The sequence below is a fragment of the Shewanella donghaensis genome, assembly GCF_007567505.1.
Classification (GTDB): domain Bacteria; phylum Pseudomonadota; class Gammaproteobacteria; order Enterobacterales; family Shewanellaceae; genus Shewanella; species Shewanella donghaensis.
Genome location: NZ_CP041783.1, coordinates 3,666,594 through 3,690,652, shown reverse-complemented (window position 1 = coordinate 3,690,652; position 24,059 = coordinate 3,666,594). Strand labels below are relative to the sequence as shown.

Below are 24,059 nucleotides of genomic sequence, written 5' to 3'. Positions count from 1 at the left end.
AACTCTTTAATTCAATGAATTACACTATATATATAATTTAAATTTAACTGAGTTAAAAAGCATTTATGTAGGCCATGTTTTTGCAATTTATTTCATGATTGGGCATAGTCATTTAACGTATAGTGGACTCATCTCCGAATAAGCATTTTTATGCAGCTTATCTACCTATCTATTCAAAAAGGCAAAAGGTAAAAAATGACATCAGCTAAAGTAAAAGCAGTAATTTTTGATATGGATGGTGTCATCATTGATACTGAGCCAGCTTGGCAACGAGCTGAAGTCGAAGTAATGAATTCACTCGGAGTCCCCATTACCTATGAAGATGCTGAAATAACCACAGGTTTAAGAATTGATTTTGTGGTCAGCTATTGGTATCAAAGGTATCCATGGGCTAACTATGATAATCCAGCCGCCGCTCAGCAGATTATTGATAAAGTGGTGCAATTTATTGAAACCGAAGGCAAGCCAATGCGCGGTGTGGTTGACGCATTGCAACTTTGCCAGCAGCGGGGGTTAAAGATTGGTTTAGCAACCTCATCTTCCAGTGATTTAATTCAAGCAGTCATGAATAAATTGGGCATCGCTGATTATTTCAATGCCATAACTTCGGCCGAAAACCTACAATATGGCAAGCCTCACCCTGAGGTTTATTTAAATTGTGCAACCGCACTGGATATTACACCGTCACTTTGTATCGCCATCGAAGATTCAATTAATGGGCTTATCGCAGCAAGAGCAGCATCGATGCAAACCATCGCGATCCCTGCCCCTGAACTTGCTAACCAATCACGTTGGCAAATTGGTCATCACCAACTGGCGCATTTAGGTGATTTTAAAGCATTGATTGAGAAGCTCTAATTCAGCTATGTAAAAATACATAGACATAAAAAAGCTGCTTTATTAGCAGCTTTTTTATCGGTATTTAACTGACTCGTTTAGCTGCACTGGCTAAAAGTTTTTACCTAGGAACAAGTAAAAGGCTTGTTCACCTGTATCGGTGAAACCAAAGCCAAGCGCGGCAGGTCCCCAACTAGTATCGGTACCTAAGTATAAACTACCAGCATATATGAGGTCATCGAAATCAACTGCGTCTCGAACGACCCATACATTACCCGCCTCAAAACTGGTACCTACATACAAAGGGACATCACTGAGTAATACATCTCGGCCTAAGTCATATTGATATATTAACGCAGCGAAGGCTTTATGCGCTCCCGCCAATGCGCCCTTATGTAGACCGGATAAATTCAAGAACCCACCCAGCTCTGTCACATGCAGAGTAAAATCACGGTCCACATCTACGGTAGCTATGGCTGCTTTACCCACAATGGCATGGTTACCTAATTTAAGTGCGCCTTTCCAATCCGCCTCAAATTGCCAAGAAAGTTCATTAGAGTTACTAATAACAGCGCCATTGTATTTCTCATCTCGCACAGATGCTTTAAAGGTCAATCGCTGCCCTTCTGTCGGGAAACTAATACTGTTTAACGTATCAAAGGTGAATCCAAAATAGCCGCCGATCGATTCATAATCTAAATCTTGCTGCGAAACCGCTTTATTGGTTAAGTCACCAATCTCAGCTACTGCGCCAATCTCAATTAAACCCGCATGGGAATAATTATACCCAACCCCTAATACAAATTGATTTAACGAATTTTTGAGTTCGAAAGCCCGATCATTATTATCATAAAAATCCCAATTTTTAATCTCGTATTCATACTTCGCACGAGCATAAAAATCTTGGTCTTTATCTAATGGTTGATAAAACTCGGTACTGATTCTTTTTTCATAACCGAGTTGCAGTTCATTGCGCCACTCACCACCATTATCGGTTAAATTGCCCATGGTATAAGCAAGGTTGAGTGTTATTGCAGAATCCAGCGTAAAGTCATCTTCCCAGTTAAAGCCTGCATCAAAATAGTTTGGCCCCCAGGATTTAGCGTGGGTGGTGACGGTAAGTACTCGGCCTTCGTCAGTGTCCTCAAATTCAGCATCTACACGTTCAAACTTATTCAATGAATAAATACGTTTAATGCCTTCGTCTAACGCTTCTTTAGTGATCACTTCATTTTCAGATAACGCTAACTGCTCACGCAGTAGGTTTTCACTTACTTTGGAATCGTTATCAAATATGATGTTGATAACCGGACGATTAACTTGATTAACCAGTAATAATTTCGATTGTTTTTTCTTATCTTGATAGGCTTTATAGTCTTCAACACTGATACTTAAATGACTTAGCATTGGCAAAGCGGCTTCACCGGCAATGCGGCCAGCCTCTAATGCTGCAGGCATAATTTCAAAATCAGTGGTACTCATCTCATCAATAGCAGGACGAATAAGTACATCTCGATCATCAAGTAATGTTTTCTGATGTTCTGTGGTCGCTTTAGTCAAAATAGTCGAAAGCTGCTCTAACACAGCAAAGGTGCCATCAAGTTGCTCTTTGGTTGATAATGGCGAGCCAATATCAATGGCAATAACAATATCTGCGCCCATCTCTTTAACGACATCAATAGGCATGTTGTTAGAAATACCGCCATCAACCAATAACATGCCATCAATTTGAGCTGGCTGTAATGCGCCTGGCACAGTCGCAGATGCCTGCATTGCTTGAACAATGCTGCCTTTGTCTAATACCACGGCGTAGCTGGTGACCAAGTTAGTGGCGACAGCCCGAAAAGGAATCGCGAGATCATCGAAATCACCAAACTGCTCAACAACATCGGTGGATGAACGCAGCAGTTGAGACATGGTTTGACCCCGCAGCAGGCCACTTGGGTAAGCTAAGCCACCATTTTTGTAGCCAACATTCACAGGAATATTAAATTTATCTCGGTGTTGTTTATCACGATAAGATAGGTTTTCTCGAGGAATCGTATCTGAATAGCCTTCAGCCCAAGGAGAATTGAGCATGATATCTTCAATCTCTGCCGCGGTATAACCGAGTGCATACATACCACCCACATAAGAGCCAATACTGGTTCCGGTAATATAATCCACAGGAATGCGGTGTTCTTCTAATACTTTAAGGACCCCAATATGTGCCGTACCTTTCGCGCCACCGCCACTTAACACAAGCCCTACAGTCTGACGTTCCTCAGCTTGGACGTTTTGTGAAAATATACCTATGAGTAATAGCAGAGCAATCTTACGGCTCATATAAAGCTTCCTATCTTTAAAATTGATTAACCGCGCTATTCTAGCAAATAAGCAGCAACATTTATAAAACCTTTTAAACCAGATGGTAACAATTGAATTTTAGCGTTCAAGGTGACTTGTCTAGGCCTAAATATTTATCTAACTGAGACCGGGGCATTGGCTTGGCAAAATAATAGCCTTGAATGATATAACAGCCGCGACTGAACACTTGCTCCATTTGAGCGTGCGATTCAATGCCCTCTGCAACCACCTGCAATTTAAGGTTTCTTGCCAGCTCAATAATACTGCTCACAATCGCTTGATCCGCTTCATTGGTGGCGATATCGATTAAAAAGGAACGATCAATCTTGAGGGTATTCACATCAAAATTACGTAAATAGGCTAGCGATGAGTAACCGGTGCCAAAATCGTCAATAGACACTTCAATGCCCAGTTGCTTAAGTTGAACAAGATGAGAGTTGGCAACTTGTAACTCTTTCATTAGCACGCCTTCGGTGATCTCAATAGCCAAACACTGCCCTGGCATTCCTGTATCTTCTAAGGTGGCTTTTAAGTTCTCAATAAAATCTACTTGCCTAAATTGTACTGCTGACACGTTGACTGATAATTGAAACGGTTGGTCATAAATTGCATGCCAGCGAGCACCATCAATACAGGCTTGTCTCAGTACCCAACGGTCAATATCAATGATGAGTCCACAAGACTCGGCGACCTTAATGAAAATATCAGGTCGAATAAAACCATCCACAGGATGATGCCAACGCAGTAACGCTTCCATGCCGATAAACTTATCATCTTGAAGTATGTCTATTTGCGGCTGGTAATAGAGCTCAAGTTCATTATTCTCAATTGCTTTGCGTAAATCAGTTTCAATTTTGAAGTGATATTGTGCTTCTGCATTTCGCTCTGCTGAGTAATATTGAAAATTACCGCGGCCAACTTCTTTTGCATGATACATCGCGAGATCGGCATTTTTGATTAAGGTTTCCGGATCTCGAGTATCTTCAGGCCACATGCTAATACCAATACTGGTTGAGACAAAAAACTCTCGATTAAACAATCTAAAAGGTGCATCGATTTTTCGTAACACTTTCTCAGCGATGGTATTAATCTGATCGATACCATCAACATTTCTTATTAAAATAACAAACTCATCGCCACCAAAACGACAAACTAAATGCTCATCGCCGACGCTGCTCTGCAATCGCTTAGCCGCCTCAACTAATAACGCATCGCCCATGCTATGCCCATAGGAGTCATTTACATGTTTAAAGCGATCAAGATCTAAAAATAATAACGCTAACTTTTCTTCGGATTGATTCGCTTTAGAGACTATGTTTTCTAAACGGCGAGAAAACATAGAACGATTTGCCAGACCTGTAAGCACATCGTTATTAGCTAAATGCTTTAAATTAGATTCATTTTGTTTACGTTGGGTAATATCGGAAAAAACCACCACATAGTGTAAAGAGACCCCTTCTTTATCTGACATTTTAGAAATGTTAGCCCAAACAGGAAATTGTTCAGAAGGTGCTCTTTTAAAAGCTAACTCACCATTCCATGATCGGCTGTCATTCAATAAAGTATCAATATTAGTAGAGCGACTACTGCTGAATTGCAATGACTCAAAATCTTTACCGATTATGTGTTGGTGCTCAGTTTCAAAAATAGAGCTTGCCGCCGTATTGAGTAACTTAACCTGTTTATCACTATTGAGAATGATCATGCCTTCAGAGGTGTTTTCAAAGGCTTTAGCTAATAAATCGATTTCATTTTTTAGCTCCCTTTGCTCAGATATTTCGGTATAAATCCCGGCAACACTAGTTAACTGCCCAGTGCTTTCATCACGGCTAACAGCACGTCCTCTAAGCCTAATCCAGCCGATATCATCGCCACGGTGGTACCTAAAGTCGACATCAATAGTCTCTTTATCAGCATTTAAAATGGCTAACCATTGTTGGTGAACTGTACCTTTGTCTGCTTTTACTATGGGTAGATCCGGGAGAAGAAAAACCAGTCTTTTCTGTTCACCTAAAATACCAGACTGGTTCTCAAAGCTTAGGATATCGGTGTCACGGTTCCATTCCCATAAATCGGAATCACTGCCTTTGAGTGATTGACGTAATTTGTCCTCACTTTCCTTTAACGCACTATTAATACCGATAATGCGCTTTACCTGTTTTTTCCTAAACCACACTGATGACAATGCCACCAACAAAGCAATGAATAAAACCAAGGCTTTAAACCATTGTGACAACCACCAATATTGTTCAACCTCAAAATGAAATTGAAGCGGGCTATCAGCCCAAATACCATTATTACGATGCAGTAATTCTAAGGTGTAATGACCAGCGTCCAGATCAGCAACGTTAATTTGGGTTTGGCCTTCAAGGTAAATATATTTAATCTCAAAGGGGTTATTTTCATGCACCAGACGGTATTTAAAGCTGATGGGTGAAATATCAATATAGTCGAATGTTGTCATCTGAAAACTAATCAACTTTGCCTCTGGACGAACAACCTCAAAGGTTTCAGGTGTTAAATGATATTCTGTCGACTCTTCATAAAAAATGGCAATAGATTCTAAAGAAAGTGGCTCGTTTGTAGATCTTCGCTCGAGCTGATTAACGTCAATCAGCATCGCGCCTTTGGGACTACCAATGTATAAGCCAGCATTAGCATCATAGAAGGCTGCAGCTTCATTAAACTCGCTTGCGATAAAACCATCATTAGTTAAAAATACCTCTATCGCCAGTGTTTTCCTATGTTGTCGAATCACTGTTGAAGCGCAACCGACCACATTAAAATCTGCAGTTTGTGCTAAAAAGTAAATGGTACGACAGTCTAGATTCCAATTGTCACTCATTGATGAGGTGGTATTGGTTTGAGTATCGAGCGCAATTAGGCCATCTTGAGAAGTCCCTAACCACAAAGTAGATTCATCAACTTGGAGAATATTATTCACAGCGACATTTTTATGATGAGTGCTTAGGCTATCGTTTAGCGAGATGACATTATTATTCTCATCGATGTAACCTAGAAATCCGTCCCCTCCAACCCATAATCGATGCTCATTCTCTCGATGAATACTGCCGATATTGACCACGCCAGTATGAGAAATATGCTCTATTAATGATATGGTTTGCACCTTATCAAGGCCTGGTTCCCAGTAATACACTTGATCAAAGGTCCCCCACCAAACTCGACCAGGGAACAATGGATCAACATACTCGGTCAGCAGAAGCTCCTCTGCTAATCCATCACTTAACGGTGCAAAATCTGTAAATGCAACTTGTTGATTAGTTTGCTTATCAAAGACAAATAATCCATTGGTGGTGGCTAATATGACGTGTTGTTTGTCCAGCTCGCTTATTCCATAAATCGAATCATTACTTTCAAAACCCATTGGAATAATATGCGTTGATGTGATTGAGGATTTATCAACAACAGTCAGCCCATCATTGCCACCAAGCCACACTTTGTCATCCTCGGCATAAATGCTCCACACCATGTCATCTTCCAATTGGTACTGGGATGAACCACTGAAAAAATCGAGTAAAAAATCCGGCTTAACCGTCAGCAATGCCAGTCCTTCTCCAGAACCACCAATCCAAACAAAGCCATTAGCATCAACAGCAATAGAATCAATATAATCAATGCTGGCTTCTTTATTGAGTAAGTCTTTGTATGAGGTAGGCTCAGATGATTTGCGATCCCAAGAAAAAAGCCCAGATGTGGTGTTAACCCATAAATATCCTCTGCGATCTGCAACCGCATCATGGATACTGTAGGCCAAGGTTTCAACGGCGTTAACTTCGCCATTTAACGGATTAAGTTCAAATAAGCCCTTACTGCTTAATACCCAAATTCTATTGTCATTATCAACATACAAGCCCCTGATCCTGTCGTTGCTTGGCTGCCAATTGACTTGCTTAACCTGCTTGCCTTGCTGATTTCTAAGTTCGATTTGGTAAGTGGAAGTAAATACAAAAGAGCCATCTCTTAACTGATTAACGCTATTCCATAACCCCTTACCAACTAAGTCTTCATCCAGAAAAAGCGATACAGAGAATGAAGTTTGATCGAATTCAAACACTTTGCCAAATGTGGTGAGTAGCAATAAATTTCCATTGCTAAGGCGGGTGTGTGCAGTAACGTAATCGTCCTTAGCAAGATTACTTAAATCCATGCTGATATCTTTGAACGTATTCTGCTTAATATTATAAAGGTACAGGGAATAGCCTGAGCCGATTAGCATATGATGAGTATCGACGTTAGCAATAAAGCTAATGTTCTCTTCAATTAACGCATTGCTACTATCAGGTTGGTCCACCCTGCGAACAACAGTACTACTCACCCTGAATAAGCCTTGCTCAGTGGCTAACCAAATATAGCCATAATCATCGAAAGTAATATCGTTTATGGTGTAGTTTACTAGGCCATCTTTGACATTGAATAGACGTTGAACAACATCAACAGCATAGGCTTGAGAGCAAAAGAGAATTGCTAGAAAAGAGAGTAGAAAAAACTTGTTAACGCATTTTATCATTATAATGGATTTACTCTTTGAATGAATTAAAGTCAAAATAGTTTGAGAGTGTCCATCCAAAACAAGCTTGGCATCATGCCAGCAACAATTTAATGCTCAAATATATAAATATGAAACATTTTTTAAATATATCACCTATATGTAAATTTAGACCAAAAAAAAGCACCCCGAAAGGTGCTTTAATACAAATTGCTACAAATAGTGACAAGTTACTTTTTCTTCTTTGCCTTAGGGTTAGGCAAATCAGTAATTGAACCTTCGTACATTTCAGCCGCTAAGCCGACAGATTCATGTAACGTTGGGTGAGCATGAATGGTTAATGCTAAATCTTCCGCATCACAACCCATTTCGATAGCAAGACCGATTTCACCTAGTAATTCGCCGCCATTAACACCGACGATAGCACCACCGATAACGCGATGAGTTTCTTTATCGAAGATGAGCTTAGTCATACCGTCACTTGCATCAGAAGCAATTGCGCGGCCACTTGCAGCCCATGGGAATGATGCAGTTTCATATGCAACACCCTGCTCTTTCGCTTCTTTCTCAGTAAGACCAACCCATGCGACTTCCGGGTCTGTGTACGCAATCGAAGGAATAACTTTCGGGTCAAAGAAGTGCTTAAGACCAGAAATAACTTCAGCTGCTACGTGACCTTCATGCACACCTTTATGCGCAAGCATTGGTTGACCAACGATATCACCGATAGCATAGATGTTAGGTACGTTAGTACGTAATTGCTTATCAACATTAATGAAACCACGCTCATCAACATTAACGCCAGCTTTCTCAGCGTCTAAGCCTTTACCATTTGGTGCACGACCAATAGCCACTAAAACAGCATCGTAACGAACGGGTTCAGCAGGCGCTTTCTTACCTTCCATAGAAACGTAAATACCGTCTTCTTTAGCTTCAACAGCTGTCACTTTTGTTTCTAGGATTAAGTTAAACTTCTTCTTAATCTTTTTAGTGTAGATACGGACGATATCTTTATCAGCAGCAGGGATAACTTGGTCGAACATTTCAACCACGTCAATTTGACTACCTAAAGAAGAATAAACCGTACCCATTTCTAGGCCGATAATACCGCCGCCCATCACTAATAACTTTTCAGGAACTTCTTTCAGCTCTAAAGCATCAGTTGAATCCCAAATACGTGGATCTTCATGTGGGATAAATGGCAGTTTGATTGGACGAGAACCAGCAGCAATAATAGCATTGTCAAAGTTGATCACTTTTACAGTGCCATCTTCAGCTGTCACTTCCATGGTATTTGGGCTAGTGAACTTACCTAAACCATTTACAACATCAACTTTACGCATTTTAGACATTCCGCCTAAACCACCAGTAAGTTGACCAACCACTTTTTCTTTAAAGCCGCGTAATTTTTCTAAATCAATTTTTGGCTCACCAAAAACAACACCGTGATCGGCAACTGCTTTTGCTTCTTCAATGACTTTAGATACGTGTAAAAGTGCTTTCGATGGGATACAACCCACGTTCAAGCAAACACCACCAAGGGTGCTAAAACGCTCTACAATCACAGTCTCTAGACCTAAATCTGCAGCGCGGAAAGCTGCTGAATAACCTGCTGGGCCGGCACCTAGTACTACTACCTGAGTTTTGATTTCGTTACTCATGTTTTCCTCTATTTTTTCTATCGTTGGCGGAAAAACCGTCCAAACTGCAAAATGTGGTCAAATCTTGTAAGGTGGCCGCATTTTACCCTTTGTTTGATACTGATCACAATCCTAGTGATAAGAATAAAAAGGCCGCTCAATATGAGCAGCCTTTTTGTTTACAAAATTAGCGTACGGATATCGCTAAGAATGCTTGATAACGTCACGCTAAATCTGGCAGCCATTGCCCCATCAATCACACGGTGATCGTATGAAAGAGACAGTGGCAACATCAACTTAGGTTCAAAATCAGTGCCATTCCACTTCGGCTTCATTTCTGATTTTGACACCCCAAGAATAGCCACATCAGGATAGTTAACGATTGGGGTAAATGCTGTACCACCAATGCCACCTAAACTAGAGATAGTAAAACAGCTACCTTGCATGTCTGCTGACTTCAGCTTGCCATCACGAGCACGAATTGAAATATCCGTTAACTCACGAGAAAGCTCAACAATGCCTTTCTTATCGACATCACGTACCACTGGCACCATCAATCCGTTTGGCGTATCAACTGCAACACCAATATGGAAGTATTTCTTCTGGATTAATGACTCACCATCAGGACTTAAACTTGAATTAAATACAGGGAATTCAGCCAGTGTTTTCGCCACGGCTTTCATCATGAATACTAACGGGGTTATTTTGTAATCCGCTTTCTTCTTAGCTGCAACTGTATTTTGTTCTTTACGGAATGCTTCTAATTCAGTGATATCAGCTTCATCAAATTGGGTAACATGTGGAATAGTGACCCAGTTACGATGCAAGTTAGGTCCAGAGATTTTCTGGATACGGCTTAATGGAATTTCTTCCACTTCACCAAACTTACTGAAATCAACTTTAGGTGCGGCAATAACGTTCAAGCCACCCGCGCCACCAGCAACCGCTGTAGCAGCTGTTGCTTTAGGTCGGCTAAGTTCATATTTAATGAATGCTTGAACATCTTCTTTAAGAATACGTCCTTTACGACCTGTACCTTTAACCTGTGTTAAATCAGCACCAAATTCGCGCGCTAAGCGGCGAACAGCAGGTGATGCATGTACAGCACCCGTTTTAGGTTGGCTGCCAGCACTTGGATGATGCGGAACAGGCGGCTTACTTGCTGGAGCAACGGCTACAGGTGCTGGCGTTGATGCTGCAGGAGCTGCTTGTACAGGCGCAGCTGCTGAAGCCGCTTCTGATGCAACAACCGATTGCGTTTCAACCGTAGCAATAATGCTACCTTGAGACACTTTATCGCCAACATTAATCGTTAAGCTCACTAGCTTACCGGCAAATGGTGCAGGTACTTCCATGGTGGCTTTATCGGTTTCTAAGGTAATTAAACCTGTATCAACTTCAAGCATGTCGCCAACAGCAACTAGCACTTCAATAACATCTACATCGGCAGCATCACCAATATCTGGCACAGCAACTTCTTTAACTTCAACAACCGATGTTGCTGGAGCAGAGCTTGCTGCAGGCGCTGATACCGTTTCAGCAACAGGCGCACTAGCGCCGACTTCAAGCATCAGCACTAAAGAGCCTTGTGAAACCTTGTCACCAACGTTCACTTTAAGTTCTTTAACTACACCTGCAGTTGGTGCTGGTACTTCCATGGTCGCTTTATCAGTTTCTAAGGTGATAAGCCCAGTGTCCGCTTCAATGGTTTCACCCACACTCACTAACACTTCGATAATATCAACGTTATCAGCATCGCCAATATCAGGCACATGCACTTCAATAATTTGAGTGCCACCAGCAACTGCTGGTGTTTCAGCAACTGGAGCCGCTGTTTGAGCCGGAGCAGCTTGAACAGGAGCCGCAACTTCTACTACAGGAGCAGGCGTTTCACCAGCCGCTTCAACAGAAAGTACCGCGATTAGCGAGCCTTCAGAAACGCTATCACCCACAGCCACTTTAAGTTCAACCAATTTCCCAGCAAAAGGTGCTGGAATATCCATAGTCGCTTTATCAGTTTCAACTGTGATGATTGATGCTTCTTTTTCAAGAACTTCACCAATCTCAGCACAGATTTCAATAACCTGCACAGCATCAGCATCAATGTTAGGAACCAAAACTTCTTTTAATTCAGCCATTTTGTTTCTCTCTATGCGAACTGTGGATTGATCTTATCAACGTCGATACCATAATCAGTGATAGCTTTCGTTAGCACTTCTACAGGTAATTCGTTACGGTCAACAAGGGCTTTTAATGACGCGATGACAATGAACTTAGCATCGACTTCAAAGTGATGACGTAAGTTTTCACGGCTATCACTGCGGCCAAAACCATCAGTACCTAGCACTTTGTAATCCGTTGGAATGTAAGCACGTAATTGCTCACCATAAATCTTCATGTAATCTGTCGCCACAATAGCTGGCGCATCACTTGATAATACTTCTGAAATATACGGCACTTTAGGTGTTTCAGTAGGGTGCAGCATGTTGTAACGCTCTGCAGCCTGACCATCACGTGTAAGTTCATTGAAACTAGTCACACTGAATACGTCAGCAGTAATACCGAAGTCTTTAGATAATGCAACTGCCGCTTTACGAACTTGCTCTAAAATCGTGCCGCTACCCATTAACTGTACTGAGCCTTTACCTGAACCTTTAAGAGTTTCAAGCTTATAAATACCCTTAACGATACCTTCTTCAGCACCTTCAGGCATTGCAAGCTGCTCATAGTTTTCGTTCATGGTAGTCAAGTAGTAGAAAACATCTTCTTGCTCGCCATACATACGACGAATACCATCTTGTACAACTACCGCGATTTCATAACCATAAGTCGGGTCATAAGAAATACAGTTTGGAATCGTGTTAGCTAATACATGGCTATGACCATCTTGATGTTGTAGACCTTCACCATTTAGCGTTGTACGACCAGAAGTACCACCGACCATGAAGCCACGGGCACGCATATCACCTGCAGCCCAAGCCATGTCGCCAATACGTTGGAAACCGAACATTGAGTAGTAGATGTAGAATGGGATCATTGGGGTGTCATTAACTGAGTAACTTGTTGCCGCAGCAACCCAAGATGACATTGCACCTAACTCATTAATGCCTTCTTGCAATACTTGACCGGTTTTATCTTCACGGTAGTAAGCAACTTGATCAGAATCTTGTGGCTCGTACTTTTGGCCTTCATGAGCGTAAATGCCCACTTGGCGGAATAAACCTTCCATACCAAATGTACGCGCTTCATCAGGAATAATCGGTACGATTTGTTTGCCTATTTTCTTATCTTTAAGCAAAGCCGTTAAGATACGAACAAAAGACATTGTGCTTGAGATTTCACGACCATTCGATCCTTTAAGCACCGAGTCAAAAATCTTCAATGACGGTACTTCGATTTCTTTAGAAAACTTAGCAAGACGTTTCGGCATAGCACCATGAAGTGCAGCACGACGTGCTTTTAAGTATTTAACTTCTTCAGAATCAGCACCAGGATGATAGAAAGGAATATCTTCTAACTGATCATCGCTAATAGGGATATTGAAACGATCGCGGAAGTACTTAAGTGATTCAACACCCATTTTCTTCACGTTATGCGCGATGTTTTTACCTTCACCCGCATCACCCATACCGTAACCTTTCACGGTTTTAGCAAGGATTACAGTTGGACGACCTTTAGTATTTTTAGCATGTTGCAGCGCAGCATAAATCTTAACAGGATCATGGCCACCACGGTTTAAACGCCAAATGTCATCATCTGACATGTTAGCAACCATTTCAGCCGTCTCAGGATATTTGCCAAAGAAATGTTTACGGGTATAAGCGCCGCCTTTAGCTTTACAGTTTTGGTACTCACCATCTACGGTTTCTTCCATTAACTGTAATAACTTGCCGCTAGTATCACGTGCAAGTAATGGATCCCAGTAGCGACCCCAAATCACTTTAACTGCTTCCCATCCAGCGCCGCGGAATTCACCTTCAAGCTCTTGGATAATTTTACCGTTACCACGAACAGGGCCATCAAGACGCTGTAAGTTACAGTTAACAATAAAGCATAAGTTATCTAATTCTTCACGGGCAGCAAGACCGATAGCACCTAATGTTTCAGGCTCATCACACTCACCATCACCTAAGAAACAGTAAACTGTTTGCTCAGAGCAATCTTTAATACCACGGTCAGTCAGGTACTTAAGGAAACGCGCTTGATAAATAGCTTGGATAGGACCAAGGCCCATAGAAACCGTCGGGAACTGCCAGTAATCAGGCATTAGCTTTGGATGCGGGTATGAAGATAAACCTTTCCCATCAACTTCTTGACGGAAATTATTCATTTGGTCTTCAGTAATACGACCTTCAAGGAAAGAGCGAGAATAAATACCCGGTGCAATATGACCTTGATAATAAACTAAATCGCCGCCATCTTTTTCGTTTGGTGCACGGAAGAAGTGGTTAAAACACACATCATAAATCGTCGCACTAGAAGCGAAACTTGAAATGTGACCACCTAATTCTAAGTCTTTCTTAGAACCACGTAATACCATTGCAAGTGCATTCCAACGAACGATAGCACGAATACGACGTTCCATTTCCTGATCGCCAGGCATATGTGGCTCATGGCCAGAAGGAATCGTGTTTAGATAAGCTGTTGTCGCTTTGTATGGTAGATGAGTACCATTACGGCGCGCTTTATCAATCAATTGCTCAAGTAGAAAATGTGCACGTTCAGGGCCTTCTTGCTCTAAAACGGCTTGTAATGAATCTACCCACTCTTGAGTTTCTAATGGATCTAAGTCTTGTAGAAGATCTTCAGACATGTCGCTGTCCTTTCTCTAGATACTGATAATTAATGTGTTTCGGTAAATTTATAATGTCTTTGATTATAAATTGGTATCAAACACCGCTCTTTAAACGGCGCAAGCTACGCTGCAACCGGCTGTCTTCTTCCCTCACTGACAACATGACTTCCTCGATATAACTTAGATGTTCATTCGAGGCTTCACGTGCCGCATCAGGATCACGACGAATAATGGCAGCAAGCAGTGCTCGCCGATGTTCATTCGCCATGGTAGAGGCTTCTTCGCGGCGGCTTAGAAGCTCTAAATTTTGTGCCACATTTTTATGCAGCACAGGGGTTAAACTGAGTACTAGGTGTAACATAGCCACGTTATGTGACGCTTCTGCCACGGCACGGTAAAAACGCACAATGGCATCCGCTTGTGCCTCTACATTGGCTGCTGCTTCAACTTCGTTAATTGAACGTTTAATGCTTTGCATATCAGCATCATTACCACGAAGTGCAGCAAAATATGCCATCATGCCTTCAGTGGCATGACGAAATTCCAGTAAGTCATACTGACTTTCCGAATCGTTATGCATTAATTCCACAATAGGATCAGCAAGGCTCTGCCACAGTTGTTCTTTTACGTAGGTTCCACCACCTTGACGGCGCATTAGTAGCCCTTTGGCTTCTAACTTTTGAATAGCTTCGCGTAATGAAGGGCGTGACACTTCAAACTGCAAAGCCAGTTCACGTTCTGGCGGTAACTTCTGGCCAGGTTGTAAACTACCTTCAAGGATCATGCGCTCTAATTGCTCCATGATCACATCTGAAATTTTTGGCTGGGTTATTTTGCTATAAGCCATTTGGCCCTCAGCTCCGTTGTCAATTGGTCTTACCAATTTATATGAGATAGCGCACTTTATCAAATCAAACAAATGATGTCTAGTTAGACCAGCGTTGAGTGTATGTTAACTGAAGGTTTAAAACATCAAAGCTAAGTTTGATGAAAGAGCATAGCGAAAAAAAACGTTGAAGGGGTCTGACCATTACCCTGTATTAAACAGTGCTAACAACAGATTGCGCAATTCATTAAATTTCTGAATTGATTTTAGTCATAAAAGTGAGATGTTAATGATTGCATTTATAAAAACAGTTTTTGAATTATAAAGACATTCAACAAATAGACTCTGCAGTTAATTATAAAAGAGAGTCCAAAAAATGTTAACTCACTAACCCAAAGATAGTCAGCACTGATAAAACCGTAAGCAATAATATAAAGTTGCGCTTACTTAAGGCTAATAAGGCTAAAGTAGGTTGTACGCAGATAGGGGCAGAGGTTGACTCAGGAATAGACTCAGCCGCTAACGCAGTAAACGTGACCACATTTTTAGCGCTATTTTTAGGATTAAAAACCTGTTTACGCCACTGTGAAATACCTGCAGCGAAATGACCACTCAATACATAACCAAAACTAAATACCCGGCTTGGTAGCCAATCAAAAAGAAATAATAACTTAGTAATAAATGGCATATCTAAATTTTGCTGCTGATTGTATTGCTCATAAAAACGAATCGAACAATAAAGAACAGCACCAACTGGACCAAAAAAGATTAAATATAGTGCCACTGCGCCATAATAACGATAATTGACCCAAGCAACCGTTTTACCAATTTGCTGCCCAAGGTCTTTTTCATCTACGGCATCTAAACATTCACTGCAATCGAGTTTTTCAGCATAGTGATAACAAGCTTGCACATCACCACGACAGGCTGCCAGCATATATTTTTTAAATGACGATCTCAGCGTCTGATGGCTAAAACAAAGAATCGACACTAACATCCAAATAGCGAGAGTGATGAGGTCGTAGAAAAAACCATCTAATAGCAATAACACTAAAAATAACGTCACAGCAGGTAGCAGCACAACAAACGCTACCCATCCGGCAGAATCTAATGCCTTATCTTTCCAAAATAATTGCTGATATTTAGACAGAATAAAATCAAATTGCCAATTCGCAGGCAACAACTTTAAACGTTCAACCATAATTGCAATCAACAAAGAAAATAGTGCCATGAGACTCCTACAAACGATTTTAGATAGAGGCTTTTTAGATATTCAAGTTACATTAACATGTTAACTAACTTTCTAAAGACGATAAATACCTTTGCCAGTCAAAACTATCACCTGGATCGGTTTTTCGCCCAGGTGCAATATCGCAATGACCGACGATACTTGATTGATTAAGCATAGGATATTGCTCAAGCAACACCAAGGTTAATTCTGTTAAAACTTGATATTGAGCATCTGTATAGGGATCAATATCGGTCCCTTCCATCTCAATCCCGATACTAAAATCATTACAGCCTTCTCGCCCATTCAGACTTGATACACCAGCATGCCAAGCTCTGTCATCGCAACTGACATACTGCACTAACTCACCGTCACGGCGAATAAGGAAATGCGCTGAAACCTCAAGCCCTGCAATGTCAGCAAAACTGGGATCAGAATCCACATCTAAGCAACCCTGAAATAAACCATCAATGTGAGGCAAGCCATAACAACCCGCTGGCAGGCTAATATTATGAATAACTAGCGCACTCACCTCATTATTAGGCCTTACATTAAAATGCGGTGATAGGCATTTTCTGGCTGCTTGATGCCATCCCAACGTCAACTTTTTTAGCATAATCGAATTTTGTTTACCCATAATGATAATCAGTCTAGTTAACGACTTGATAAAAATACTCTCTAATCAGCCAAGCTGATTGGCACTAATACTGTATCACTCTGATCGCTATATTTTAAAATAACATCCGTGTTAAAGTGCTAGGCAGATTGTTTCATTTATTTTATACATTGAGTTAGCACAATTTTGCTAAACAAAAATAGGCTCAGAATCGACTCTATTTTATCTAGCACTTTATTTAGCACTTAATTTAGCTCTTAATTTAGTGCTCGACTTAGACTGCTTAACTTAGCTGTAAGTTTAAGGATATTAACATGATAGAAAATGACATCCGTCATGCTGTTAAAACTGCACTTGATGAAGACTTAGGATATACACCCTCTCATACTGCACAAGATATGCTCAAAGCAGATATTACAGCGCAACTCATCCCTCAAGATCGACACGCCGAAGCGGTATTAATCACCCGTGAAGAAGGTGTTTTTTGCGGTAAGGCTTGGGCAGAACAAGTATTTAACCAACTCGGTGGCGAAGTCGCGATACATTGGCATGTGGATGATGGTGATTTATTAGTGCCAAACCAAGTGCTATGTGAATTATCTGGACCCGCAAGAGCTATTTTAACGGGTGAACGTACGGCGATGAATTTCATTCAAACATTATCTGGCGTCGCTAGTTTGACCAAGATATATGTCGATAAGTTAGCTGGTACTCATACCAAACTACTCGATACGCGCAAAACCATTCCAGGTTTACGTACGGCGCAAAAATATGCGGTCACTTGCGGAGGTGGTAAAAACCACCGAATTGGTTTATTTGATGCTTTCTTGATTAAAGAGAACCACATCATGGCTTGCGGTAATATTCAGCTGGCAGTCAATACAGCAAGACAAATTGCCGCAGATAAACCAGTAGAAGTAGAAGTCGAATCAATCAAAGAGCTCACACAGGCATTAGATGCCAGTTGCGACATTATCATGCTAGATAATTTTGATGTCACCATGATGGTAGAAGCCGTAAGCCTTAACTCTCATTATAAAGAGCAAGGCAGCGGAGCTAAACTTGAAGTTTCCGGCAATGTCACCATCGATACCATTGCTGATTTCGCTAAAACAGGCGTAGATTACATATCAGTTGGCGCCTTAACCAAACATGTTAAAGCACTGGATCTGTCTTTAAGGTTTAAAGGTTAATCTAGAGTCGCTTGTAGAAATAGAAGCCAGCTTGAGATACAGCTGGTGTTTTTCTGATTCAAACAGTAGTTAATTCGCTCACAGTACTTTGTAGCATGTATTCAACCAACCTTACTCTAATATAAGCTCAATGAGTATTGCATAAAAGTAAATGCATAAAAATCTGAAATGATTCATTTATTATTCCCACACTATTAAAGTGATAATTTACCAAATCAACGATCCACTGGTCTTACCATTATTTAAATCATAATCCTATAGTACATATTTCTAGTATTTCCTCCGTAATCAAGTTGTCATTAAATTGACTATTCAAATTTAAAGTCAATTAAGATTTGTAACCGATGTTAAAGTCAAAATACTGTTACAAAAAAACCAAAAAAGTATTTGATAAAGATGAATATTTGATTTTTTTTTGATTTATAGACATAAGGTATTCCATTTATAGCAACTTTATAATAACGTTAGCTACTGTTAGGGCTGTGTAAAGAACAGCTTTTTAACAAATGTCTTTTCAAAGTGTTACACAAGCGACATACGTTCATTTGAATGGATATTTTTATCAAAAAAGCAAAAGCGAAACACTTTGTTAACAAATAATGCTACACTTATTTTGTTTAACGCCGATATAGAAGATAGTAGCGACTCATCAAACCCTACTATTATTTTGTAACGATGTAGTTTAATTCTGAATAACTTATCTAATCATTCAATTGACTAAATAAGTTCTTAAGAAAATGAATACACGTATATTAGATATTAAAATCACTAGTTTATTAATGCAGACAGGTTGTGGTGACTAGGACACCGTTCATAACAATTAAGGGCCTTTAACGGTTATGAATTTCAAGGATTAGAACAAACCCGAAGCAACACAAAAGAGAGATAAAAAATGAAAAGCATTAACCAAATCAAAAACGCTAAGGGTTTTACTCTTATTGAATTAATGATCGTAGTAGCGATCATCGGTATTCTTGCAGCAATCGCATTACCAGCTTACCGAGACTACGTCGGGGCAGCTCACGGTGGTGCAGCAATGAAAGGCGTTGCTTCATTTACAACTAAGGCTGTTACTTGTGTTCAATCAGGCATTTCTTGTGACACAATTAATGCGGAAGTTACCGCTACAGCCGGACTAACTTCAACAGCAACGCTAGCTGAAGGGACAGGTGGAGGTGTTGCATTCTCTGATGGTACATGTGTTGTAACAGCTACAATTACTAATACAGGTACAGTAACTTATGCTGCAACCTTAGTTGCTTCTGCAACAGGTGCAACTGCAGCTCAATGTGCTGACGGTGCAGGCCTCTAATAAATATCAGTTAATTAGATGTTCAAAAAGCAGCTTTACGCTGCTTTTTTTTGTCTTTGGAAGCTTTATCATATTGTGCCATAATCAAACCATATCATTATGTTAGCAGAGCAAAAAAGTATGTCTTCATCGGGATTAAATTTAGGACTATCGACGTTATTCATCCGTAAAAATTTACTATCTGAGCAACAAGTAGCAGCCGCAATTTCCCAATCCCGTAAAACCAAACAATCGCTTGTTAGCTCCATAATTAAAGATAAGCTTTTGTCTGCCAGAGAAATTGCAGAGCTTTGTTATGAAGAGTATGGTGCGCCACTACTAGATATTTCAGAGTTCGATCTAGCCAATATCCCTGAAGACATACTCAATAAAAAACTGATGTTGAACCATCGCTGCCTTCCTCTATTTAAACGCAGTAATCGTTTATTTATTGCTACTTCCGACCCCACCAATATTGCCGCTCTCGAAGACTTTCAATTTAGTCTTGGTTTGCATGCTGAAGCCATTATCGTTGAAGATGATAAACTTCAGATTGCTATAGAAAAACTTCTGGAAGATGACATATCCGGCCTCGGTTTAGATGGTATAGACGAAGAAGCGCTTGCTGGCATCGAACTTTCTGATAATGATAAACGCAATGAAGAGCCTGAAGCCGAAAGCAGTGATGATGCTCCCATAGTTATCTATATTAATAAAATTCTTACCGATGCCATCCGTAAAGGTGCTTCAGATTTACATTTTGAGCCCTACGAAAAGCGTTACCGTATTCGCTTCAGAATTGACGGTATATTACATGAAGTGTCCGAGCCGCCGGTAAACCTGTCCAGCAGAATATCAGCCCGCTTAAAGGTAATGTCAAAACTGGATATTGCAGAGCGTCGCGTTCCCCAGGATGGCCGCATAAAAATGAAGCTTTCACGGACTAAATCAATCGATTTTCGTGTCAGTTCGCTGCCTACTATTTGGGGCGAAAAAATCGTAATGCGTATCCTCGATTCATCTTCTGCCCAGCTAGGCATTGAGAAATTAGGCTACGAAGATGATCAACGTGAACTTTATGAGCAAATGCTCGCTAAGCCTCAAGGCATGATTTTAGTTACAGGTCCCACAGGTTCAGGTAAAACCGTATCGCTTTATACTGGACTTAATATTCTTAACACCGAAGAACGTAATATCTCCACCGCAGAAGATCCGGTAGAAATCAATTTAGAGGGGGTTAACCAGGTTCACATTAATTTAAAAGCAGGCTTAACCTTTCCTTCAGCATTAAGATCATTTTTACGTCAAGATCCCGATGTGGTGATGGTAGGTGAAATTCGAGATTTAGAAACTGCTGAAATCGCGATTAAAGCGGCACAAACGGGTCACTTGGTTCTATCAACCTTACATACCAATTCTGCAGCAGAAACCCTTACTCGCTTAATTAATATGGGTGTTCCGGGCTATAATATTGCCAGCTCTGTAAACTTGATTATTGCTCAGCGTCTAGCCCGAAGATTGTGCCCTGAATGTAAACAACCCGAAGATGTTCCCCAGGCAGAATTAACGCGCTTAGGTTTTACTCAAGAAATGATTGATTCAGACTTTACCGTCTATAAGCCTATCGGCTGTGAACATTGTTCTGGCGGCTACAAAGGTCGAGTGGGTATTTACGAAGTAATGAAAATGACTGACGAAATAGCCCGTACTATTATGGAAGGTGGCAACTCACTGCAAATAGCTCAACAAGCTAAAGACAACGGCATGCGAGATTTAAGACTTTCAGGCTTACTAAAAGTCACTAAAGGCATTACCAGTATTGTCGAGGTCAACCGAGTCACCAGTTTCAATTGATTTTAGTAGCAATGGATATGAAAATTGTCTAATTATAACAAAAAGGATTTTCTTGATGGCAACTGCAACCCGAAGAAGTAAATCAAAACCCAAGAAAGATATAAAACACCAACCAAAAGTGTTTACTTTCGAGTGGAAGGGAGTCAATCGAGACGGGCAACGTACTTCGGGAGAATTACGTGGCAGCACAATAGCAGAAATTCGCGGTATATTAAAATCACAAGGCGTGACGCCTAAAGGGGTGAGAAAAAAATCAGCATCGTTATTTAAATCTGAGAAAAGAATTACTGCAATGGACATTGCAATGATAACTCGTCAAATAGCGACAATGCTTTCCGCTGGTGTCCCGCTGGTAACAACGATACAGTTATTAGGTCGTGGCCACGAAAAGGCCAAAGTACGTGAGTTATTGGGTAATATTTTAACGGAAGTCCAATCTGGTATTCCTTTATCTGACGCTTTACGTCCTCACAGATTATATTTTGATGACCTTTACGTTGATCTCGTAGCAGCGGGCGAGCATTCAGGCTCTTTAGATGCTGTATTTGACCGAATTGCGACATATCGTGAAAAATCAGAAGCTCTGAAATCGAAAATTAAAAAAGCCATGTTTTATCCTGCTGCTGTAGTTATTGTTGCGATCGCAGTTACCGTTTTATTACTACTATTCGTTGTGCCGCAGTTTGAAGAAATATTTGCTGGTTTTGGCGCTGAATTACCTGCATTTACACAATTTGTATTGGAAATTTCACGTGCACTTCAATCGTCCTGGTATATTATTGCAGCGATTCTGTTTGCAATGGTATTTACTTTTGTAAGAGCCCACAGAAACTCTCAAGCGGTAAGAGACGCAGTAGATGCTCTTATATTAAAGATTCCAGCTATAGGGCCAATTTTACACAAGGGTTCGATGGCAAGATTTGCTCGAACTCTAGCAACAACCTTTTCTGCAGGAGTGCCATTAATTGACGGGTTAGAATCTGCCGCTGGAGCATCAGGAAATGCAGTTTACAAAAAAGCATTGTTAAAGGTTAGGCAAGAAGTCATGGCGGGAATGCAAATGAATGTAGCCATGCGCACCACCGGATTATTTCCTGACATGCTAGTTCAAATGGTGATGATTGGGGAAGAGTCTGGAGGATTAGATGACATGCTTAATAAAGTCGCTAACATTTATGAAATGCAGGTTGATGATGCTGTAGATGGATTATCAAGCTTAATAGAACCGATAATGATGGTTGTCATTGGCACCGTTGTCGGAGGACTGATTGTCGCTATGTATTTGCCTATTTTCCAAATGGGTAAAGTAGTAGGTTAATGCGTACTCTAGAATTAATTATATAAAATAAGAATAAAATGACAGAATTTATATCTACTATGAGCCAATACCCTTGGCTCTTTATGCTAATCAGTTTTATCTTTGCTGCCACCATTGGCAGTTTTTTAAATGTGGTGATTCATCGTTTTCCAGTAATGATGAAACGTGAATGGCAAAGTGAATGCAATTTTTACTTAAGTGAATATCACCCAGATATTGTCAAAGAAGTGGGTGAAAAACGTTTAAATAAACCTATTGATCACTACCCTGAAAAATACAATCTAGTCGTACCCAATTCTGCTTGCCCGAAATGTAAAACCAACATTAAAGCTTGGCATAACCTCCCTGTATTAGGTTGGCTACTCTTAAAAGGAAAATGTGCTAGCTGCAAAACAGCTATTAGTCCGCGCTACCCTATCATTGAATTCATTACAGGAGCCTTGATTGCTACATTAGCATGGCATTTCGGCCCTACCTGGCAGTTTTTGTTCAGCTCAATATTAACCTTTGTCTTAGTTGCCTTAACGGGAATTGATTTAGATGAAATGCTCCTGCCTGATCAACTAACTTTGCCAATTCTATGGTTAGGATTAATCATTAATCTAAATGGTGTATTTGCTAGCCCTACAGACTCACTAATTGGTGCTGCTGCAGGTTATTTGAGCCTATGGTCAGTATTTTGGTTATTCAAATTAGTCACAGGCAAAGAAGGCATGGGTTATGGTGACTTCAAATTACTAGCGGTCTTTGGAGCCTGGTTAGGCTGGCAATTCTTACCACTAATTATTTTACTATCATCGTTAGTTGGAGCCTTTGTAGGTATAACTTTAATCATTTTCAAAAGACTTGCTAAAGGCAACCCTATCCCTTTTGGTCCCTACATAGCGCTCGCAGGTTGGATTGCTTTAATATGGGGACAAGATATTATCAATTGGTATTTAGGGACTTTGTAGCAATTTACATTCCTTCTACTCAGTAACAATTAAGAGTGATAGATATGAGTCAATACATTGTTGGTCTAACGGGTGGTATCGGCTCGGGTAAAACAACAATAGCGAATTTGTTCGCAGAGTTGGGAATTGAACTTGTTGATGCAGATATTATAGCAAGAGAAGTGGTCTCTTTCGGCTCTGTAGGTTTAACAAAAATCGAAGAGCATTTTGGTTCCAATGTTTTACTTGATTCAGGTGAGTTAGACCGTTCAAAGCTCCGTGAAAAAGTGTTTAATAATCCACAACAAAGGCGATGGCTAAATAGTCTATTACATCCTTTGATAAGAACAAGGATGTTAGAAGCTGTAGAAAGTGCTAAATCAACTTATGTAATTATGGTTGTACCCTTGCTATTTGAGAATGGGTTAGATAGTTTAGTCAATACGACTTTAGTGGTGGATATTCCGCCAAACCAGCAAATAGCAAGAACAGCAAAGCGAGATGGTGTGAGTTCAACACAAGTTGAACAAATAATTACGAGTCAAATTGAAAGAAGTGAAAGACTTCAAAAAGCCGATGATATTATCGACAATACTCAGGCTCCCATAGAAGTACGTAAAACTGTTCAGTTGTTACATCAGAAATTTTTAGATAAAGCATCTACAAGATAATAATA

At 40.5% G+C, this 24,059-nt stretch carries 15 protein-coding genes; 7 read left to right on the top strand and 8 right to left on the bottom strand.

Translation table 11 applies throughout. The features are described from left to right. Nucleotides 1–195 precede the first annotated feature (195 nt). A complete protein-coding gene (hxpB, locus tag FPK91_RS15905) occupies nt 196–858 on the top strand; it encodes a hexitol phosphatase HxpB (protein WP_144212272.1) in 663 nt (220 codons plus the stop codon). Nucleotides 859–948: 90 nt separating this feature from the next. Here hxpB and FPK91_RS15900 read toward each other — a convergent pair whose 3' ends face one another. The 8 genes from FPK91_RS15900 to ampD form a co-directional block, all read right to left on the bottom strand. Beyond that, nucleotides 949–3,162: a patatin-like phospholipase family protein gene (locus FPK91_RS15900; protein ID WP_144212270.1), complete on the bottom strand. Its 2,214-nt coding sequence runs from the start codon at nt 3,160–3,162 to the stop codon at nt 949–951. Between the two features lie 106 nt (nt 3,163–3,268). Then, entirely contained in the window at nt 3,269–7,711 is a 4,443-nt protein-coding gene (locus FPK91_RS15895; protein ID WP_144212268.1) for an EAL domain-containing protein, read from the bottom strand. Between the two features lie 209 nt (nt 7,712–7,920). Beyond that, on the bottom strand, nt 7,921–9,351 hold the full coding sequence (gene lpdA / locus FPK91_RS15890; RefSeq protein WP_144212266.1) for a dihydrolipoyl dehydrogenase: 1,431 nt from the start codon (nt 9,349–9,351) through the stop codon (nt 7,921–7,923). A 158-nt stretch (nt 9,352–9,509) separates the two neighbouring features. After that, nucleotides 9,510–11,468 (bottom strand): dihydrolipoyllysine-residue acetyltransferase, encoded by a 1,959-nt coding sequence (aceF, locus tag FPK91_RS15885; protein WP_144212264.1) that lies wholly within the window; start codon nt 11,466–11,468, stop codon nt 9,510–9,512. Nucleotides 11,469–11,479: 11 nt separating this feature from the next. Then, on the bottom strand, nt 11,480–14,143 hold the full coding sequence (aceE, locus tag FPK91_RS15880) for a pyruvate dehydrogenase (acetyl-transferring), homodimeric type (protein ID WP_144212262.1): 2,664 nt from the start codon (nt 14,141–14,143) through the stop codon (nt 11,480–11,482). Between the two features lie 76 nt (nt 14,144–14,219). Next, complete coding sequence (gene pdhR / locus FPK91_RS15875; RefSeq protein WP_144212260.1) at nt 14,220–14,972, bottom strand: pyruvate dehydrogenase complex transcriptional repressor PdhR; 753 nt, start codon at nt 14,970–14,972, stop codon at nt 14,220–14,222. A gap of 358 nt (nt 14,973–15,330) precedes the next feature. After that, the gene (ampE, locus tag FPK91_RS15870) at nt 15,331–16,182 is read right to left on the bottom strand and encodes a beta-lactamase regulator AmpE (protein ID WP_144212258.1); all 852 of its coding nucleotides are present in this window, start codon (nt 16,180–16,182) and stop codon (nt 15,331–15,333) included. A gap of 64 nt (nt 16,183–16,246) precedes the next feature. Next, nucleotides 16,247–16,816, bottom strand: a complete 570-nt coding sequence (gene ampD / locus FPK91_RS15865; protein ID WP_144212256.1) for a 1,6-anhydro-N-acetylmuramyl-L-alanine amidase AmpD — start codon at nt 16,814–16,816, stop codon at nt 16,247–16,249. A gap of 293 nt (nt 16,817–17,109) precedes the next feature. Between ampD and nadC the strand changes: the two genes are divergently transcribed. The 6 genes from nadC to coaE all read left to right on the top strand — a co-directional run bounded on the left by nadC (nt 17,110) and on the right by coaE (nt 24,054). Continuing rightward, nucleotides 17,110–17,988, top strand: coding sequence for a carboxylating nicotinate-nucleotide diphosphorylase (nadC, locus tag FPK91_RS15860; RefSeq protein WP_144212254.1), 879 nt, complete (start codon nt 17,110–17,112; stop codon nt 17,986–17,988). Between the two features lie 892 nt (nt 17,989–18,880). Next, nucleotides 18,881–19,300 (top strand): prepilin-type N-terminal cleavage/methylation domain-containing protein, encoded by a 420-nt coding sequence (locus FPK91_RS15855; protein WP_144212252.1) that lies wholly within the window; start codon nt 18,881–18,883, stop codon nt 19,298–19,300. A 120-nt stretch (nt 19,301–19,420) separates the two neighbouring features. Further along, entirely contained in the window at nt 19,421–21,133 is a 1,713-nt protein-coding gene (pilB, locus tag FPK91_RS15850; RefSeq protein ID WP_144212250.1) for a type IV-A pilus assembly ATPase PilB, read from the top strand. Nucleotides 21,134–21,188: 55 nt separating this feature from the next. Continuing rightward, nucleotides 21,189–22,451 carry a type II secretion system F family protein gene (locus tag FPK91_RS15845; protein ID WP_144212248.1) on the top strand — a complete coding sequence of 421 codons (1,263 nt, stop codon included), beginning with the start codon at nt 21,189–21,191 and terminating at the stop codon, nt 22,449–22,451. A gap of 38 nt (nt 22,452–22,489) precedes the next feature. Further along, complete coding sequence (locus tag FPK91_RS15840) at nt 22,490–23,404, top strand: prepilin peptidase (RefSeq protein ID WP_144212246.1); 915 nt, start codon at nt 22,490–22,492, stop codon at nt 23,402–23,404. A gap of 44 nt (nt 23,405–23,448) precedes the next feature. Then, on the top strand, nt 23,449–24,054 hold the full coding sequence (gene coaE, locus FPK91_RS15835; RefSeq protein WP_144212244.1) for a dephospho-CoA kinase: 606 nt from the start codon (nt 23,449–23,451) through the stop codon (nt 24,052–24,054). The last annotated feature ends 5 nt before the right edge of the window (nt 24,055–24,059 follow it).

Excerpts from the sequence above, each read along its gene's own strand:
- lpdA (WP_144212266.1), bottom strand. The coding sequence starts at position 9,351 with ATGAGTAACGAAATCAAAACTCAGGTAGTAGTACTAGGTGCCGGCCCA.
- coaE (WP_144212244.1), top strand. The coding sequence starts at position 23,449 with ATGAGTCAATACATTGTTGGTCTAACGGGTGGTATCGGCTCGGGTAAA.
- pilB (WP_144212250.1), top strand. The coding sequence starts at position 19,421 with ATGTCTTCATCGGGATTAAATTTAGGACTATCGACGTTATTCATCCGT.
- pdhR (WP_144212260.1), bottom strand. The coding sequence starts at position 14,972 with ATGGCTTATAGCAAAATAACCCAGCCAAAAATTTCAGATGTGATCATG.
- hxpB (WP_144212272.1), top strand. The coding sequence starts at position 196 with ATGACATCAGCTAAAGTAAAAGCAGTAATTTTTGATATGGATGGTGTC.
- ampE (WP_144212258.1), bottom strand. The coding sequence starts at position 16,182 with ATGGCACTATTTTCTTTGTTGATTGCAATTATGGTTGAACGTTTAAAG.
- nadC (WP_144212254.1), top strand. The coding sequence starts at position 17,110 with ATGATAGAAAATGACATCCGTCATGCTGTTAAAACTGCACTTGATGAA.
- FPK91_RS15845 (WP_144212248.1), top strand. The coding sequence starts at position 21,189 with ATGGCAACTGCAACCCGAAGAAGTAAATCAAAACCCAAGAAAGATATA.
- FPK91_RS15855 (WP_144212252.1), top strand. The coding sequence starts at position 18,881 with ATGAAAAGCATTAACCAAATCAAAAACGCTAAGGGTTTTACTCTTATT.
- ampD (WP_144212256.1), bottom strand. The coding sequence starts at position 16,816 with ATGGGTAAACAAAATTCGATTATGCTAAAAAAGTTGACGTTGGGATGG.
- FPK91_RS15900 (WP_144212270.1), bottom strand. The coding sequence starts at position 3,162 with ATGAGCCGTAAGATTGCTCTGCTATTACTCATAGGTATATTTTCACAA.
- FPK91_RS15895 (WP_144212268.1), bottom strand. The coding sequence starts at position 7,711 with ATGATAAAATGCGTTAACAAGTTTTTTCTACTCTCTTTTCTAGCAATT.
- aceE (WP_144212262.1), bottom strand. The coding sequence starts at position 14,143 with ATGTCTGAAGATCTTCTACAAGACTTAGATCCATTAGAAACTCAAGAG.
- aceF (WP_144212264.1), bottom strand. The coding sequence starts at position 11,468 with ATGGCTGAATTAAAAGAAGTTTTGGTTCCTAACATTGATGCTGATGCT.
- FPK91_RS15840 (WP_144212246.1), top strand. The coding sequence starts at position 22,490 with ATGACAGAATTTATATCTACTATGAGCCAATACCCTTGGCTCTTTATG.